Here is a 14,669-nt window from a genome sequence, read left to right on the forward strand (position 1 = left end):
ATATACTGCAAAAAGGTATTTGTCGTACCCGCGAAAAAACGGCTGTCCTGCAAAGATCGATCAACAGATCTTGGCCAGACAGCCGTTTCTTCATTCACCGTCTAACGGTACAGTCCATAGCGCACCATATCCATATAGGTGGACAGCTCGCCGAAAAATTGCTGCAGAGCGTCCAGCCCCTTGTCCTCCTGATTTACATGTGCCCGGACGTGCTTCTGAATCAAAGCCTCGACAGCCGTAATCAGGAAGTCGGCCGCTCTCGCCGGAGAAATGCCTTCGCGGAGGACGGAGCTGTCCAATCCCTCAAGCAGCATCGTCAAATAGCTCGCATACACCTGCTGCTCCCGCCCCGCAATCTCCTCCCTGATCTCCGCCGGGTACCGGACAAAGGTCTCGACCGCCAGCCGGTAGATCAAAGGTTCCTCGAAAAACAGCTTCATTCGCGCCATGCCAAGCTCCGCCACACGGTCCAGCAGGTCGCTTGAACGCATCTGCATGTGCCCCTTCAGGTAAGTCTGGAAGTAATCAAGGCAAGCATCCACGATATACAGGTACAGCGTTTTTTTATTGGAAAAAAAGTGAAACAGCATCCCTTTGGAGATGCCGGCATTTTGCACGATCTGGTTCGTAGAGCCAAGTGTGTAGCCTTTTTCGGCAAACTCAAGCAGAGCCGCATTCAGCAGCTTGACTTTGTTCGGTTCTTCGTCCTGGCTCCATAAATGAATGGTTTGCACCTCGTCACCTTCTTCTTTTTGCGTAGCTGGACCCTTTCACGGGAAACAGCAATCATTTTTCCGCATGCTGCTTCTCTCGGGTCAATCCTTCCGCTACAAACTCGATGATTTTATCCATCACATCGGCAAAGATCTCGTGGCCAATGTCTTGCTTGTGCAGCCGCATCATCATGACAGCCTGCATAATGCCGACGATGACTTGCGGATCATCCTTCGGGAGCGCCCCGCGCTCGATCAAGAGCTCGACTGCACGGATGCCTCGCTCTGTGTTCTCCTGTGAAAATTGTCTCATTTGCTCAGGAAGCTTGCGGGCAAGCCGCTCATGTTCATCATTTTGAAAAACGCGTTGAAGAAAGGGGTTCTTCTCGACCAGTTCAAATGAGGTGCGGAAAAAAGAAGCCAGCAATTCCTTTGGAGGCAGATTTTCTCGAAATAGCTCCCTTAGCACCGTCTCCCTGACTTCCTCCTCATTCTTCAAAATTTCAAAGTAAAGCTCTTCCTTGGAAGCAAAAAATTTATAAAAGGTGCCCTTGCCAATTCCGCACGCGAGGATGACATCATCAATGCTGGTCTTGGCCAGCCCGTATTGAATAAATAATTCCCTGCCTTTTATCAAGAGAGATTGGCGAACTTGTTCTTTTTCTTGCTCGGTGAATTTCGGCATGACAAACTCCCTTTTACAATCGTGTGACTTTTTATGGACTTTTCGTCACATGGTCATTATACTTATCATAATCGCTCAGTACCTAGAAGTAAACCGGGGACTGTATGAGTCGCAGTCTTTTCTTCCGGCTTTTATGTGACCATAAAAACCATTTCAATCACATGTGCACATTTTTTTGAGAACGTTCCAGGAGGTACCCGTTTTTCATCTGCTTGCATGGGGGAAATGTTCATGAAAACCTTGGAGCCACGTTCGGTCCTTCCATTCGACGGAGTATATAATTTTCGCGATGCAGGCGGCTTTCAAACCACAGACGGCGGTGTAATGAAGAAAGGTGTGCTGTTTCGCTCTGCAGACTTGTCCCGGTTGTCGCAAAAAGACATAGAAAAATTCAAGCAACTGAGAATCGCCTCCATCTGTGATTTAAGAACGCCGCGCGAGCGAAGTTCAAAGACCAGCCGGATTACTTCCCAGCACGGGATCCAAGTCATTCGCGTATCTCTTTATGACAGCAGCCAGGAATTTACACGCCTGGCGTTTTTCAAGTTTTTGGTCAGTCAAGCAAATACGATCAATTTTGAGCACATCATGAAGGACATGTATCACAACATGGCTTTTAACAGTCATGCTCAGTTGAACGAAATCATCACGCATCTCTCCGAACAAAGGAATTTGCCGGCGCTGATTCACTGTACAGGAGGAAAGGACCGGACTGGCTTTGTCTCCGCCGTCATTCAGCTTCTCGTCGGGGTCCCTTATCAAAATGTGTTGGAAGACTACCTGTTTTCAAACGATGCCATCGGGCCGCGCATGAAAAAAATCGAGACCTTTATCAGGTGGATGAGTCTGTTTCGAGTTTCGCCGGATCAGGTAAAGCCGATGCTGGAGGTGCGCCGGGACTATTTGGAGGAGGTTTGTCAGGGCATTCTGAATGAGTACGGAGACATGGAAACCTATTTGTGTCAGGCCTGCAGCATCCAGCCCGAGCGCTTGTTAAGACTCAAGCAGCATCTGCTTGAATAAGCATACATCATCAATACTTGGAGTCTCGGAACCATCGGTTTTTCGAGGCTTTTTTGTTGCCCGGCAATTTGCACAAGTGCTGCCTCCTCAAAGACACGGCCCCCCGTACCGATGACAATGACATTGCTGCTTGGAATGGCAACCCTTCGTTCCAGAGCGTTGCTTGGCCCCGCAAAATTGAGTGTTCACACCCTGTATTGACCACCCGGTCAAAACGGACTATACTTTCCTTATTGACCACCCGGTCACACACCCGGTGGCATATCCTATCTCCTTCCAGAAAGGATGTCATGATCATGCGAACCACCATTTTGCTGTGCCGCCTGTTACTCGGACTTATCTTTTTAGGCGCAGGCTTCAACGGCTACCTCGTTATTTTCGGACAGCCGCCGATCTTTCCGACGAGTCCGCCAGCGATGGAGTTTTTGCAAGGGTATTTATTGGTCTTGGTCAAAACGGTGGAGATCGTCTGCGGACTGGGCTTGCTTCTGAATTTTTTCGTGCCTTTATCACTGGTCATTCTGGCCCCGGTTGCCGTCAATATTTTGACGTTTCACCTGTTCGCCGATCCTTCGCTGCTTCCTTTGGGAATCATCGTCTTTGTTCTGCAATGCTTCCTGCTCTGGGCGTATCGCGATCATTACAAGAGCCTGCTTCAGCCAAAAGCTTTCCCGAAATAATTCCATACTTCGATCCCTGCCGAAATATCTGCTTGCTATAATCGTTTCGTCTTATGATGAAACGATGGAGGTAGGTTATGAAAACAAACGCACTCGCTCACAAAAGCATTCAGCCCAACATTTTGTATTACGGCACACCTGTCGTATTGCTGACAACCAAAAACGAAGACGGCTCGACCAATATCAGCCCGATCTCTTCTTCCTGGGCGCTCGGCGACTGCATCGTCATGGGCATCGGATACGGCGGAAAAGCAGTAGAGAACCTGCGTCAGCATCCCGAATGCGTGCTCAATCTTCCCGACCCTTCCCTGTGGAAACAGGTAGAATTGCTGGCGCCGCTCACCGGCAAGGACCCCGTTCCTTCCTATAAAGAGCAGATGGGCTTCCGCTATGAAAAGGACAAATTTGCGGCTGCCGGCTTCACGCCGATGCCTTCCGCTACCGTAGAGCCGAAGCGGATTCTCGAATGCCCGCTCCAGATAGAGGCCAAGGTCGTAAACATCCGCACGCCCGAGCACAGCCCGGATTTTGCCATTGTGGAAGTAAAGGCAGTCAAGGTGCACGCCTCAGAGGATATCGTCCTCGGAGAAAATTACATCGATCCTGCCTCCTGGTCTCCGCTCATTTACAATTTCCGCCATTACTTCGGCCTGGGCGCACAAATGGGAAAATCGTATCGCTCCGAGACCTGAAAACTCTTGCGATGCATCGGAAAAACAGGCTTCTCTACGCGATGCTCCTGCTCATGAAGCTGATCGGGCCGGCAAAAAAAAGGCAGCCGGGCGGAATTACATCCAAGCCTGGCTGCCTGCCAAATGCTATTCTTCAAAACCGACGATCATTTTTGCAAATCTATTTGCGATCCGCTCGGACAATGTCTTCGACTACGTGTTGGAGGAGTTTACGCGTTGGGGGAATCCGCCGGACGCACGTCATCCTGTCCCCAAAAAGCCGCATGTGGACAATCTTTCCGTTCTCGTCGAAAGTCATCACATCGGTGACGTGAATCCCGACGGCACGGCCTTCCATTTCGGTGTGCACGATGAAGGTGACCGCTGCATGGTTGCTGAAAGAAGCGCGCGGCGGCGCAACCAGCTCGAGCTTGGCCCCGCCTGAGATGGCATAGCGGAAAAATTGCTCAAACTCTGCTCGTCCCCTCTTCGGCTCCAGACCGACCGGGTCTTCCACCGTCGCTTCCTCAGCGAACAACGCGAGAAGACGTTCCGCGTCACCGGCGTTGAATGCGTCTACATACGCAAGCAATGCTTGTTTCATCGTCGGGCTGTTGTTCATCTGTCGCACGCTCCCTTTTTGGTTCGTCCATCACTTTATTGACACGATGTTGATCATATCTTACCCCGATGAGAGAACATGCTCAACCGACAGCAGCAGCCGATTCGTCTAGTAAACAACAGCAGCGGCCCGTCTGTGCAAATAGACAAGAAATGTTCTATAAATAGAAGCAAAATGTCGAAAAACGGCTTGCCTTACGTATCCATCTGAACGTCATCCCAGTCGGCATCCATATAACGCACCAGCCAGTTCAGCGCTCTGTGCCTCTCCAGCACCACCTCGTCGTTTAAACCGCCTGCGACGGGACGATTGTTGATTCTCGCGTCTACACATGCCCAGTCGTAACGGTATATCAAATCTGCCTGGTCCAGGATTTCTGTTTTGCTGCGTACCGTCGCATTTTGGTAGAAGGCATCGTAGTTTTCGGCGAGACGCAGACAGTCAATGGCAGATTGCACATCGCAAATGTCTGATGGGAAATCAAGCGTCTCCACGTAACCGAGCGCCCATAGAAGCACCCAGTAGCATTCGTACATCCATACCATCTGGATCGTGTCCGTCCGGTCGGGAGCATCGTTGTACAGGAAGGCCCGCTCTTTTTCCGTAAAGAATCCTTCCGCGCCGTATTGCTCGATGATTCCCTCGATAAACTCTCGCTCTTCCTCAACATTGCCATTCTCGGCAATGCCGCCGGAATAAACCGCGATCAGACACAGTGCGATTGCTCGCTGGACGATCTCATCCTTTGTCCGGATCACCGCATCTTCGTCCCCGACGATTACAGGAAGGTGATCAATCACCGGGATTCCCTGCTCCCTGAGAAGCTGCATGCTTCTCTGTTTGCGCGCCTCTCCCGATGGCGTGGGGTGTATATGTCCATCAATCAGATCAACACTGACAGTCAAGATAAAATCCTCCAGCTCTGATTCGCCTGCCGTGTCGAGAATGAGTTTGCCCTCTTTGTCGAGCATCTCGCCTGTAGGGAGGAAAACGATCCCATGCACGCTTCGGGCAATCTCCAGTATTTTTTGAAACGTTTCCTTGTCGATCCCGTCACTCGACACGATTCCTACTGCGACATTGAGAGCCGTGATTTGCATGAGCAGCTTCTGTTGAACACGCACATGAGGCGTTTCAATCTGCGAAAAATAACCGTACATCCCTCTTTTCATCTGGTCAAACGCTTCCGGATCGAGGTCCTCTCTCAGCGTATTGAAGGTAATCGTGCTTTTGCTGAACCATTTTTTGCTGCTGACGGTCACAGCCCGGCCATCTGTTGAGACTTCAACCGTTTTTTCGGAAAACGCCTTCCGAATGGCATCCGTTACGCTTTCACGATCTTGAATGGAAACGTACAATGTACACTGCTGCATGGCAAACCCTCTCTTCCAGAAAATTGATTTACTATTTCTAAATTTGTTTCCTTCGCAACAACTGTGCTATCCTTTTTCCATATCCACCCTGAAGTTGTATATCAATCCATATATGTATCGGTTGGGAGAACATGATTATTGAGGTGAATAGATGAAAAACATTCTTTTGGAGGAATTATCCCCCTTTTGTCCTATCCAGGCCTTTGTAGAAGAATACGACGATTGCGTCTACTTTTACCTATGGGATTACCCCGGCGAGGAGTATGCCCGCATCCGCTCCTGCTGGGTCCGAAACTACAAAAAAGCGCCGGAATCGCTCGATCTGGAGGCGATGGAAAGCGGCAAAGGTCCGATGCTGCCGCGAGCCTTGTGCGCCCATCCCGAAGGTGCCGAAAGATTGGACCCCGATCACCTGTCTATCGTCTGGTTTGAGGAATGCGATGCTGCCGCCCTTCTTTACAAAGAGGAGATTCTCAGCGTCATCCCCGGATGGGCCGGCCCTTCGGACGACGGACGTTCCTTCTACCCTTCCTATGCCCGGGATTGCATCGGCGAGTCGGACCTGTGCTTTCCGCTGGGAACGTCCGAGACGAATGCACTGTATGAGCGCGTAGAGTCTGCCAAGCAGTTTTGGCAAAGCTGGGACGCGAATCCATGGACGCACCTGCAGCAGCAATACCTTGACGCCATCACCCGAGAGCTGGGCCCGATCGACAACTACTACGCGATCGACGGTGGCCATTGGCCGCCTCAAGCGATGGTCAAGATTGTCAAGGAAGAGATCACCTATGTCGTCACACTCGGCGTCTCCATCCTGCCGCAGCCCAAGGTCGAGCAGTATACGGAAACACCGGAGCAGCTACGGCGCTTTGAGCTCGCCTTTGCCTGCGAAACAGAGTGGCTGGCCAAAAACGAAAAGCAGATGCTGCAATACATCAGTGGGCAAACCTCGCTGCCCTGGTCATACCTCACCTTTTTCGCCCGCGGCCATACTATTCCTTGCCGCGAAATCGGCCAGATTCACGAGAGGTTCACATCTGTCCTGCTCGCCCAACCGGCGAATGCTCCTGCTATTTCTTTTCCGGACATGGGAGAAGACCCGGTCAACCTGCTCTGGATGATTCCGATAACCGATGAGGAAAGACAATTCGCCGAAAACCACGGGTCGGAAGCGCTGATCCAGAGGTCTGCCGGAAAAGATTTGTTGGTTTTCAATGGTGAATGCAAATTTTAAATGCAGGCGAATCTCTTTTTGAATGGACGCGGCAAAAGAAAACCCGTCTCTGCTGCAATCGCAAAGACGGGTCCTTCTATCCAAACAGATTAATTATCTTCTTGAGTCTCCTTATAGCAATCCATGCAAACAGAGTTGTTGTTTTCGATCTCATACTCCGTGAGCCGAGCCTTGCATTCCTTGCATTGTACTTCCGTTAACACCAGATTCAAGAGTATTTACCCCTTTCGATGCTTCCTGTGTACTTCACCCCCATTATATCCGATAAATGTGATCGTTTTTCTTGCAATGTGTTAAAATTTCATGAATCTTTGTAAAACAATTCAGTTTTGAAAAATCAGATATATCTCTGCGAAGAATATTTCCTCTCGGCACGAGGCTTTACCCACCCGAGACGACACAGCTCATTTATAATATGTCTCGTCTTTCTGTCAGCTACAAGCTCGTTTATGTCCGTACCCTTGATCAGCAAGCCGTACACCTTCAGATGTTTGGAAGTCAGCACGGGCACCCGCTGCATTTTACTGTCCAATGGAACCATGATGGTTTCGATCAATTGTCATCCCTCCGTTGACGAGCATGTTGTATATAAAAGTTAGAGATCGTGTGAACCAAGCATCATAAATTACATTGTACACAAACGAACTCATGTTCTCAAATGGTTCGCTGGTAAAAAGATTTCTATCGCATGACCCGACCACGATTGAATGGAGCTGCGAACATATGGCGAGAAAAACAGTTTTTCTCTTTTTGCTGATTTGTCTATTGGGCGGCATGCTCCTTTTTGCCGACCGCCCTGCCTTTCTTTATCCCGAACTGCCCTTTCCATCCGTTTCGAAACAGACGGTCGTATCCCAATTGCGAGAAGCAAACGGCCGGTTCAGAAAACTGGCAACCGAACGAAGCTATGTCTGGTACGGCATTACTGCCCAAAGAGGAGCAGAAAAAGACAAGCTGATCGAAGAAATGGGCAAAGCGGGCTGGACTTTTTTACAGCAAGAAGGCTCGGGTTATTTTTTTCAGCAAGGGACGGAAAAGATCGTGATCACTTCAAGAATGTGGTCCGGCGATTTTGTCTTGTTCAAAGCACCCGTGACGGACCATCCGCTCTCTCTGTCAAACGAGTGAACCTGGCCCTGTTTGCAAAACCGTCTTGATTATGTGCGTATCCGTGAAATTGGTTCGGTACTCGATAGTGGTTTGCACTCGATATTGGTTCCGCACCCGACATTGGTTCGGTACACGAAAAAGGTCCGCATTCACGCGGACCTCTTGGCTGTACACCCCCGAGTGCTTGCCTATTCTTCTTTCACCGAACGAGCCGTTTCTGCCGCCTTTGCCAACACTTCCTTCAGCTGCTCCGCCGCCTTTTGCAATGCCGCGGGATCATTGGCTTCAAGGGCCTCAGCGATGGCTGGCAGAGGCTGCGCCGCATAACCGGTCGTAAGCCCCGGCGCCCATACCTGATGCTTATACCACGGACGGCCGGACAGCCCCTCTGGCTTGAGCAGGTCGCGCTCCTGCTGGAGCAGTGCCGCATTCAGCTTTGCCAAATCGCCGTACTCCTCTTCGGTTACGCCGTCTTCGATGATATTCGCCGCCTTCTCCTCAAGTGCAGCGGCCGCAGCCTGCCACTCCTGAGCCTGAGCGATCACCGGAGACAGATCGACACCGAGCGTTCCTTTATCGGCCAGCTCCTCCAGCATTGCCCGAACGTCGGCCGCATAATCGGAGTATTTGAACGGTATTACTTCCGCATTTGCCAAGCGAAGCGCTGTCATTCCGACCAAACGGGCACCGGCAGCATGATGCTCATAGCCGGGATCGGTAAACCTTTCCATCGCATCAAGGTTGTCATAGGCGCTGTGATAGAGCCCGCCAGCAGCGCCGAACCCCATATCGAGCGACGGCACGCCGAGGTGCTGGATAAACGGAGTGTAGTCCGACCCGCTGCCCAATTTTCCAATCGCCGGCTCTTTGCGTCCCGATCTCAAATACCAATCATCGTAGATCGACATGCCGCTTCTTGGCTCTGTTACTTCTTTCGTGATCTCGTATACGAGCTGCTTCAGTGAAGGCACCGCAGATGCGCCGAAGAACTGACCGCCCAATCCGTCCATGTTGATATAGGCGACGGCGTTTTTCGTCAATTCCTCGCGCTCATCCTCGGCCCATTCGACCGAGCCAAGCAAGCCGTATTCCTCCCCGTCCCATCCGGCCAGGACAATCGTGCGATCCGGCTGCCAGCCTTTTTTCGCCATTTCCCCGAGGACGCGGGCAATCTCCATCGTGGCCGTCCAGCCCGACAGATCGTCGCTTGTCCCTTTTACCCAAGTGTCACGGTGAGCCCCGATCACCACCATTTGCTCCGGATATTTTGCCCCGGGAATGCGGACGATCACGTCATTGACTGGCTGCTGCTTGTAATCGATGTCGAGGGAAATCTTTACTCTCGTCTGCCCCGGTCCGATCTTGTACGTAAACGGCAGTCCTCCCTGCCAGGACTCCGGCGCTTCTTCTCCTTCCATCGCTTCCAGCAAGGAACGTGCCTCCCCGTAAGAGATCGGAGTCGTCGGGATCGTCGGCAGAGAATCCGCATCAGCCGGATCGAGCCGTTTGGCATCGGGCGTTGACGGCTCTCCCGGGGTCAGCGGATCGCCCGGATATCGGAAAATGTACAGGATGCTTCCGCGCTGGATGGCGTCTGCAGGTCTCCATGGACCATCCGGATAGACGAGTCCCTTTATGTACCCGTCATCGGCCGGATCGCTGTACATCAGCATGCCGACGGCTCCCCTTTTCGCCGCTTGTTCCGGCTTGACGCCGCGGAAGTTGGCACCGTAGCGGGTGATGACGATCTTGTCTTTTACCGAAATGCCCCGTTTTTCCAGCTCTTCGAAATCCTCGGGCCTGCCGTAGTTGGCGTATACAAGCTCCGCCTCCACCTCGCCAGCGGGTGAATATGCGTTGTATCCCGGCACAATCTCGTTTGCGTGCTTCGTCCCTTTGGGCAGCTTCTCGATGACCTGCAGCTCGCGTTTTTGCGGATAGGTTTGCGTGACCGAAATCTTTTTGGGAACGGACATGTAGACATGATAGGTCTTCACTTCCGGCTGAAGCCCCGCCTTTTTCAACTCCCGCACGGCATACTCTACATTGGCCTCATTGCCGGGCGATCCCACCAGCGAGGAGCGTTCACTCAAATCTTTGGAATAGCGGGCCAGCGATTCCTTTTTGACCAGTTGGGCAAAAGTCTGTTCATACTCCAGTTGCCAATCCGCTTTTTCCGCTGAAAAGCCTGTTGCGGTTTTTGAAGCTGCTGTTGCCGATGCAGCGTATGTCAGCGACGGAACGGCTGACGTGAAGACCAGTGTCGAAGCAACAGTGAGACCCAATAACAGCGAAGAAACTTTCCTTGCGCATAAAGATGCAGATTCCAGCTTGCTCAAGCAGACTCCCCCTTACCGCCATTAAATTTCTGATTAATCATAATAGTAGGTAAATTACCTGCAATAAAACATAGGTTGTTGGGTGTAATTCCCAGCAGTTGCTTCTGTCCTATTGACTCGTTGAAAAGCTTGAGAAGCAGGCAATTTCCATGTAGCCCTAGGTTGAGGAAGAACGCAGGGCCTACACCCTTTTTCTCTGATCGACAGACATATGGCAGTTGTTCATCTATCGGTGAGAAGTATTCCATTCGATTCCTGATGAAGCATGACAAAACCGGAATCGCAAACAATCGGGCAGTCATCATCGGCAACCTTTCAAAAGCCAGAACACAATGCCTATGCTCACCGTAAGATACAGTAGGCAGTCTCAAAAACAGAAAGTGGAGGAGTGTTATGTACAGTTATTCAGAACAGGGCTTTCCCTATCCCTATCCAGTCGCGGATTCCGAGCAAGTGCACGCTCAACCGGCCCGGGCGATTGCCTGGATACAAGGGGGTCCCTTGGCGCCCAATCTCCAAGGCTATGTGACATTTACCGAAGTTCCTTATGGCACTGACGTTCTTGTCGAAGTAACCGGCCTTCCTCCCTACCGACCGGGATCAGCGGGCCGACAGCCAATCGGGCCCCATGGCTTCCATATACATGATGGAACCACTTGCGAAATCGGCGATCCGCAGGACCCATTCAAGCGGGCGGGAGAACATTGGAATCCGACGAATCAGCCCCACGGCAATCACGCGAGCGATTTTCCCGTGCTGTTCTCCAACGATGGATACGCCCGCATGAGCTTTTTCACGAATCGGTTCCAGGTGAGAGACATCATCGGGAAAACGATCATCATCCATCAAAACCCGGACGACTATCGCACCCAGCCGGCAGGCAATTCCGGCAAGCGCTTGGCCTGCGGGATCATCCAGCCGTGGGAAGCGTAACGATACCGATACCTGCATACACGAAAAACAACTGAACAGGCGCCCTTTGTGGCAGCCTGTTTTTGTTCGTCAAAGTGCAATCCCTCCCGTTTGGTACATCAGCAGCGTGCTATAATCAAAAGGCTAACGTAATCATACTTGCACGTGGACAAATATAAACCAAAGAGGTGCAGGGATGGAAAAGGTCAATATTTCGCAAAAGTTTGCGCTGTTCCAGGAATACTGGAGTCCAAAGATTGTCGGCGACCTCAATGATTTCTACATCAAACTTGCCAAGTTTCAGGGAGAGTTCGTCTGGCATCATCATGAAGATGAGGATGAGCTTTTTCTGGTCGTCAAAGGAAGACTGCTGATGCATTTCCGCGACCGGGATGAATGGGTCGAGGAAGGCGAGTTTATCATCGTTCCCAAGGGCGTGGAGCACAAACCGTCCGTACCGGAAGGCGAATGCCACGTCATTCTGATCGAGCCGAAAAGCACATTGAACACAGGAAATGTGAACAACGAGAGGACCGTCGCCAAGCTGGATACCATTTAGACTGAAACCTCCAGCCGTCACAATCGTAAAGGATAGAGCAACCATTACCTGCGGGAGTGATGAACGTGTTTAAAAAACTGTTAAACAACCTGCTCGGCAAACATGGAACGACTCATTCACACAAATACCGCAAGTACAGCAGCAGCGATTACCATCACAGAAAAGGCCACAGCCATCCTCACGGAAACGGGCATGCCTACTACGGCAGCTCCTATTACAAAAAGAAGAAACGCTCCAGCAGCGGTTTTTTCAGCAGCTAGCCTGCAAGCCATATGCCTACTACCTCCGCAGTTTTTGGGCGGAGTTTATTTTTTGTCCGAAAAAAATCCCCCGCCGGAGCGAGGGAAGCACGGGACAGGCATGCCACAATCCCAAACAATTTTTATAAGTGAACAACGATAGACTTTTCGAGTTTAGACGTTAAACGTAAAATGTCAACCTTTACGCTTGAAGCAAACCCGCCGCCGATAGCCGCAGACAGGATGTCAGGCATTTTTTTCCTACTGCATGATATTGAGCAAAAACGTCAGCGTCCCCACGCTTATCAACGTTGTGACCAAAACACTGCTGGAGACGAATTGGGGGCGCATGTTGAACTGGATCGCATACATCGCTGTCGTGGCAGCCGATGGCATAGCGGCCAGAATGACCAGAACCTTTTGCAATAGCGGATCAATCGGAAAGCACAGACAGATGAGATATGCCAGGAGCGGCGAGGCCACCAGTCGAATCACGGTGGCCACACTCAAGCTTTGCCATTCAAAGGTGCTCGACGATACATTCGCCAGCTGCATCCCGAGGATCAGCATAACGGTAGGGATCGCCGCCTGCGCTACGAGATCGATCGCCTGGTAGTAGCTCTCCGGAATGACCACCTGGAACTGCTGCATCGCAACGGCCACGATGACCGCATAATTGGACGGCTGCTTCAATACCGCCTTGACCGCTGTTCTCGCCCCATTTTCCCCGCGAGAAGCAAAATAGACGCCGAACACGCCCATGATGATGGAATGAAACACCATGATTTGCACGGCGTAGTGAAAGCCCGTTTCCCCAAACGCGAAAAGAATGATCGGCGCTCCGTAGTTTCCGCTGTTCATGAAAGCCGTCGACAGCATCAACGCGCTTTCCTGCTGCTTGTCGTACTTGAAAAATCTTGCGGTCAGCTGCGTAATGACGATCAATCCGGCCAGAAGCAGCAGCGAAATGATCACAATGTAAAACAACTGCAGATCCAGCGGGGTTTTGTAAAACGTGCGGAACACCAGGGCGGTCGTCAAAACGTAAATGGCAAGCGTGGAGATCGGTTTTAGATCCAGCTTGAAAATGCGCTGCAAGACGTAGCCGCTCAAAAAAATAAGCAGAACGGGCAAAATGACTTCAAAAAAGATCATGATAGCAACCTACTTCCGAGTCGATTGTTGATTGAGAATAGTATACCAGACGAAGTTGCAAACCGCTGATTCTTCTTATGCCCGTTTTCCTTTCCAACGCGTTGTTCAAAGCAAGAAACAAAAACAAGTTTCCACACAATTCATATTTGACATATCGGAATTGCTGTATTTATAATTTACAATCAAAACACCACGCTTGGGGAGGATGAACATGGCAGCGAAAATTGTATTGGGACTTCTTTGCGGGCTCGCTCTCGGATTTGTCTTGCAGCGGGGACGGTTTTGCGTGGTCGGCGCCTATCGCGATGTCATTCTGGTCAAGGACAATCGCATGTTCATCGCCGTCTTGATTGCCATCGCCGTTCAGAGCATCGGCGTCTACGCTCTGGCCGGCCTCGGCCTGATCCAGCTTTCGGAAGTGCCGTTCACGTGGCTCGGAGCGACACTAGGCGGATTTATCTTCGGCCTGGGGATCGTCCTTGCCGGAGGGTGCGCAACCGGCACCTGGTACCGTGCGGGCGAAGGGCTACTAGGCAGCTGGATCGCGCTGTTCGCCTACATGCTGGGGACCGTGGCGACAAAATGGGGCGTTTTAAAGCCGGCTTCCGATGCCTTGACCGGACAAAAGAGCGAGGATGTGTTTATCTATACGACTCTGGGGATTTCCCCTTGGGTGCTCGTCGCCTTGTTTTCTGTTCTCGTCGGGCTGATCGTCTGGAGGCATTTGCGCCAGCCGTCCTTCGCCGTACCGACGTTGAAACGGCGAAAAACAGGGCTTGCCCATCTGCTGTTTGAAAAACGCTGGCATCCGTTTGTGACCGCACTGATCGTCGGCGTAATCGCCATTGCGGCATGGCCGATGAGCGAAGCTACCGGCCGCATGTTTGGACTGGGCATTACCACTCCGAGCGGCAACCTTTTGCGTTACATCACGACCGGCGACATCAAATTTCTCGACTGGGCTGTATTTCTGGTCATCGGCATCGCGCTTGGCTCCTACGTCGCTGCCAAGGGCAGCGGCGAGTTCCGCTGGCGGCTGCCTGACATCAAAACGATCCGGAACAACTTCTTTGGCGGCCTGTTCATGGGCTTCGGCGCCAGTATCGCCGGCGGCTGCACGATCGGAAACGGGCTGGTCAACACGTCGCTGTTCACCTGGCAGGGCTGGGTCGCCACCTTGTTCATCATTTTGGGCACCTGGGTTGCCACCTATTTTGTGATCATTCGCGGAAAACGCAAAGCCAACAGCGGAGCAGCCCCGAGCCAGTCGGTAGCGGTTTGACGATCGGTAGCAGATTGACGATCGTAAGCTTTACCCTCGCGAAACTGTGACTGCCGTGGGCTTTGGCAGTTA

At 51.6% G+C, this 14,669-nt stretch carries 16 protein-coding genes; 9 read left to right on the top strand and 7 right to left on the bottom strand.

Annotated features, from left to right (window positions below; genetic code table 11):
* Positions 1-101: 101 nt before the first annotated feature.
* Together NSQ24_RS20585 and NSQ24_RS20590 are read right to left on the bottom strand one after the other, a co-directional pair.
* Positions 102-734, bottom strand: coding sequence for a TetR family transcriptional regulator (locus NSQ24_RS20585; protein ID WP_171506687.1), 633 nt, complete (start codon positions 732-734; stop codon positions 102-104).
* Positions 735-786: 52 nt separating this feature from the next.
* On the bottom strand, positions 787-1,398 hold the full coding sequence (locus NSQ24_RS20590) for a TetR/AcrR family transcriptional regulator (protein WP_031931930.1): 612 nt from the start codon (positions 1,396-1,398) through the stop codon (positions 787-789).
* A 231-nt stretch (positions 1,399-1,629) separates the two neighbouring features.
* Between NSQ24_RS20590 and NSQ24_RS20595 the strand changes: the two genes are divergently transcribed.
* From NSQ24_RS20595 to NSQ24_RS20605, 3 genes are all read left to right on the top strand, one after another.
* Positions 1,630-2,421: a tyrosine-protein phosphatase gene (locus tag NSQ24_RS20595; RefSeq protein ID WP_024983447.1), complete on the top strand. Its 792-nt coding sequence runs from the start codon at positions 1,630-1,632 to the stop codon at positions 2,419-2,421.
* Positions 2,422-2,717: 296 nt separating this feature from the next.
* On the top strand, positions 2,718-3,101 hold the full coding sequence (locus tag NSQ24_RS20600; RefSeq protein ID WP_003389626.1) for a hypothetical protein: 384 nt from the start codon (positions 2,718-2,720) through the stop codon (positions 3,099-3,101).
* A 77-nt stretch (positions 3,102-3,178) separates the two neighbouring features.
* Complete coding sequence (locus NSQ24_RS20605; RefSeq protein WP_122958478.1) at positions 3,179-3,793, top strand: flavin reductase family protein; 615 nt, start codon at positions 3,179-3,181, stop codon at positions 3,791-3,793.
* A 160-nt stretch (positions 3,794-3,953) separates the two neighbouring features.
* Here NSQ24_RS20605 and NSQ24_RS20610 read toward each other — a convergent pair whose 3' ends face one another.
* Together NSQ24_RS20610 and NSQ24_RS20615 are read right to left on the bottom strand one after the other, a co-directional pair.
* The gene (locus NSQ24_RS20610; protein WP_203421438.1) at positions 3,954-4,394 is read right to left on the bottom strand and encodes a nuclear transport factor 2 family protein; all 441 of its coding nucleotides are present in this window, start codon (positions 4,392-4,394) and stop codon (positions 3,954-3,956) included.
* A gap of 194 nt (positions 4,395-4,588) precedes the next feature.
* Positions 4,589-5,767, bottom strand: a complete 1,179-nt coding sequence (locus NSQ24_RS20615; RefSeq protein WP_327985901.1) for a DUF4272 domain-containing protein — start codon at positions 5,765-5,767, stop codon at positions 4,589-4,591.
* Between the two features lie 151 nt (positions 5,768-5,918).
* Here NSQ24_RS20615 and NSQ24_RS20620 point away from each other — a divergent pair, with 151 nt between their 5' ends.
* Positions 5,919-7,001, top strand: a complete 1,083-nt coding sequence (locus NSQ24_RS20620) for a suppressor of fused domain protein (RefSeq protein WP_339166493.1) — start codon at positions 5,919-5,921, stop codon at positions 6,999-7,001.
* A 337-nt stretch (positions 7,002-7,338) separates the two neighbouring features.
* Here the strand turns inward: NSQ24_RS20620 and NSQ24_RS20625 are convergent, their stop codons facing one another.
* Positions 7,339-7,557 carry a hypothetical protein gene (locus NSQ24_RS20625; RefSeq protein WP_003389632.1) on the bottom strand — a complete coding sequence of 73 codons (219 nt, stop codon included), beginning with the start codon at positions 7,555-7,557 and terminating at the stop codon, positions 7,339-7,341.
* A gap of 167 nt (positions 7,558-7,724) precedes the next feature.
* Here NSQ24_RS20625 and NSQ24_RS20630 point away from each other — a divergent pair, with 167 nt between their 5' ends.
* Complete coding sequence (locus tag NSQ24_RS20630; RefSeq protein WP_339166494.1) at positions 7,725-8,129, top strand: hypothetical protein; 405 nt, start codon at positions 7,725-7,727, stop codon at positions 8,127-8,129.
* A gap of 170 nt (positions 8,130-8,299) precedes the next feature.
* Here the strand turns inward: NSQ24_RS20630 and NSQ24_RS20635 are convergent, their stop codons facing one another.
* On the bottom strand, positions 8,300-10,450 hold the full coding sequence (locus tag NSQ24_RS20635) for a M28 family metallopeptidase (RefSeq protein WP_039070648.1): 2,151 nt from the start codon (positions 10,448-10,450) through the stop codon (positions 8,300-8,302).
* A gap of 393 nt (positions 10,451-10,843) precedes the next feature.
* On the opposite strand from NSQ24_RS20635, the gene NSQ24_RS20640 reads away from it, so the two are divergent.
* From NSQ24_RS20640 to NSQ24_RS20650, 3 genes are all read left to right on the top strand, one after another.
* Positions 10,844-11,383 carry a superoxide dismutase family protein gene (locus tag NSQ24_RS20640; protein WP_003389637.1) on the top strand — a complete coding sequence of 180 codons (540 nt, stop codon included), beginning with the start codon at positions 10,844-10,846 and terminating at the stop codon, positions 11,381-11,383.
* Between the two features lie 175 nt (positions 11,384-11,558).
* On the top strand, positions 11,559-11,921 hold the full coding sequence (locus NSQ24_RS20645; RefSeq protein WP_024983454.1) for a cupin domain-containing protein: 363 nt from the start codon (positions 11,559-11,561) through the stop codon (positions 11,919-11,921).
* 65 nt (positions 11,922-11,986) lie between these two features.
* Positions 11,987-12,181 carry a hypothetical protein gene (locus NSQ24_RS20650; RefSeq protein ID WP_024983455.1) on the top strand — a complete coding sequence of 65 codons (195 nt, stop codon included), beginning with the start codon at positions 11,987-11,989 and terminating at the stop codon, positions 12,179-12,181.
* Positions 12,182-12,421: 240 nt separating this feature from the next.
* On the opposite strand, the gene NSQ24_RS20655 is transcribed toward NSQ24_RS20650, so the two are convergent.
* Positions 12,422-13,315 (bottom strand): AEC family transporter, encoded by an 894-nt coding sequence (locus NSQ24_RS20655; RefSeq protein WP_003389642.1) that lies wholly within the window; start codon positions 13,313-13,315, stop codon positions 12,422-12,424.
* 211 nt (positions 13,316-13,526) lie between these two features.
* On the opposite strand from NSQ24_RS20655, the gene NSQ24_RS20660 reads away from it, so the two are divergent.
* Positions 13,527-14,597 carry a YeeE/YedE family protein gene (locus tag NSQ24_RS20660; RefSeq protein ID WP_172920232.1) on the top strand — a complete coding sequence of 357 codons (1,071 nt, stop codon included), beginning with the start codon at positions 13,527-13,529 and terminating at the stop codon, positions 14,595-14,597.
* Positions 14,598-14,669: the final 72 nt, after the last annotated feature.

Origin of the sequence: Brevibacillus sp. FSL L8-0520 (assembly GCF_037963895.1) — a bacterium.
Classification (GTDB): domain Bacteria; phylum Bacillota; class Bacilli; order Brevibacillales; family Brevibacillaceae; genus Brevibacillus; species Brevibacillus borstelensis.

Excerpts from the sequence above, each read along its gene's own strand:
- NSQ24_RS20615 (WP_327985901.1), bottom strand. The coding sequence starts at position 5,767 with ATGCAGCAGTGTACATTGTACGTTTCCATTCAAGATCGTGAAAGCGTA.
- NSQ24_RS20655 (WP_003389642.1), bottom strand. The coding sequence starts at position 13,315 with ATGATCTTTTTTGAAGTCATTTTGCCCGTTCTGCTTATTTTTTTGAGC.
- NSQ24_RS20640 (WP_003389637.1), top strand. The coding sequence starts at position 10,844 with ATGTACAGTTATTCAGAACAGGGCTTTCCCTATCCCTATCCAGTCGCG.
- NSQ24_RS20600 (WP_003389626.1), top strand. The coding sequence starts at position 2,718 with ATGCGAACCACCATTTTGCTGTGCCGCCTGTTACTCGGACTTATCTTT.
- NSQ24_RS20660 (WP_172920232.1), top strand. The coding sequence starts at position 13,527 with ATGGCAGCGAAAATTGTATTGGGACTTCTTTGCGGGCTCGCTCTCGGA.
- NSQ24_RS20610 (WP_203421438.1), bottom strand. The coding sequence starts at position 4,394 with ATGAACAACAGCCCGACGATGAAACAAGCATTGCTTGCGTATGTAGAC.
- NSQ24_RS20605 (WP_122958478.1), top strand. The coding sequence starts at position 3,179 with ATGAAAACAAACGCACTCGCTCACAAAAGCATTCAGCCCAACATTTTG.
- NSQ24_RS20595 (WP_024983447.1), top strand. The coding sequence starts at position 1,630 with ATGAAAACCTTGGAGCCACGTTCGGTCCTTCCATTCGACGGAGTATAT.
- NSQ24_RS20645 (WP_024983454.1), top strand. The coding sequence starts at position 11,559 with ATGGAAAAGGTCAATATTTCGCAAAAGTTTGCGCTGTTCCAGGAATAC.
- NSQ24_RS20620 (WP_339166493.1), top strand. The coding sequence starts at position 5,919 with ATGAAAAACATTCTTTTGGAGGAATTATCCCCCTTTTGTCCTATCCAG.
- NSQ24_RS20630 (WP_339166494.1), top strand. The coding sequence starts at position 7,725 with ATGGCGAGAAAAACAGTTTTTCTCTTTTTGCTGATTTGTCTATTGGGC.
- NSQ24_RS20590 (WP_031931930.1), bottom strand. The coding sequence starts at position 1,398 with ATGCCGAAATTCACCGAGCAAGAAAAAGAACAAGTTCGCCAATCTCTC.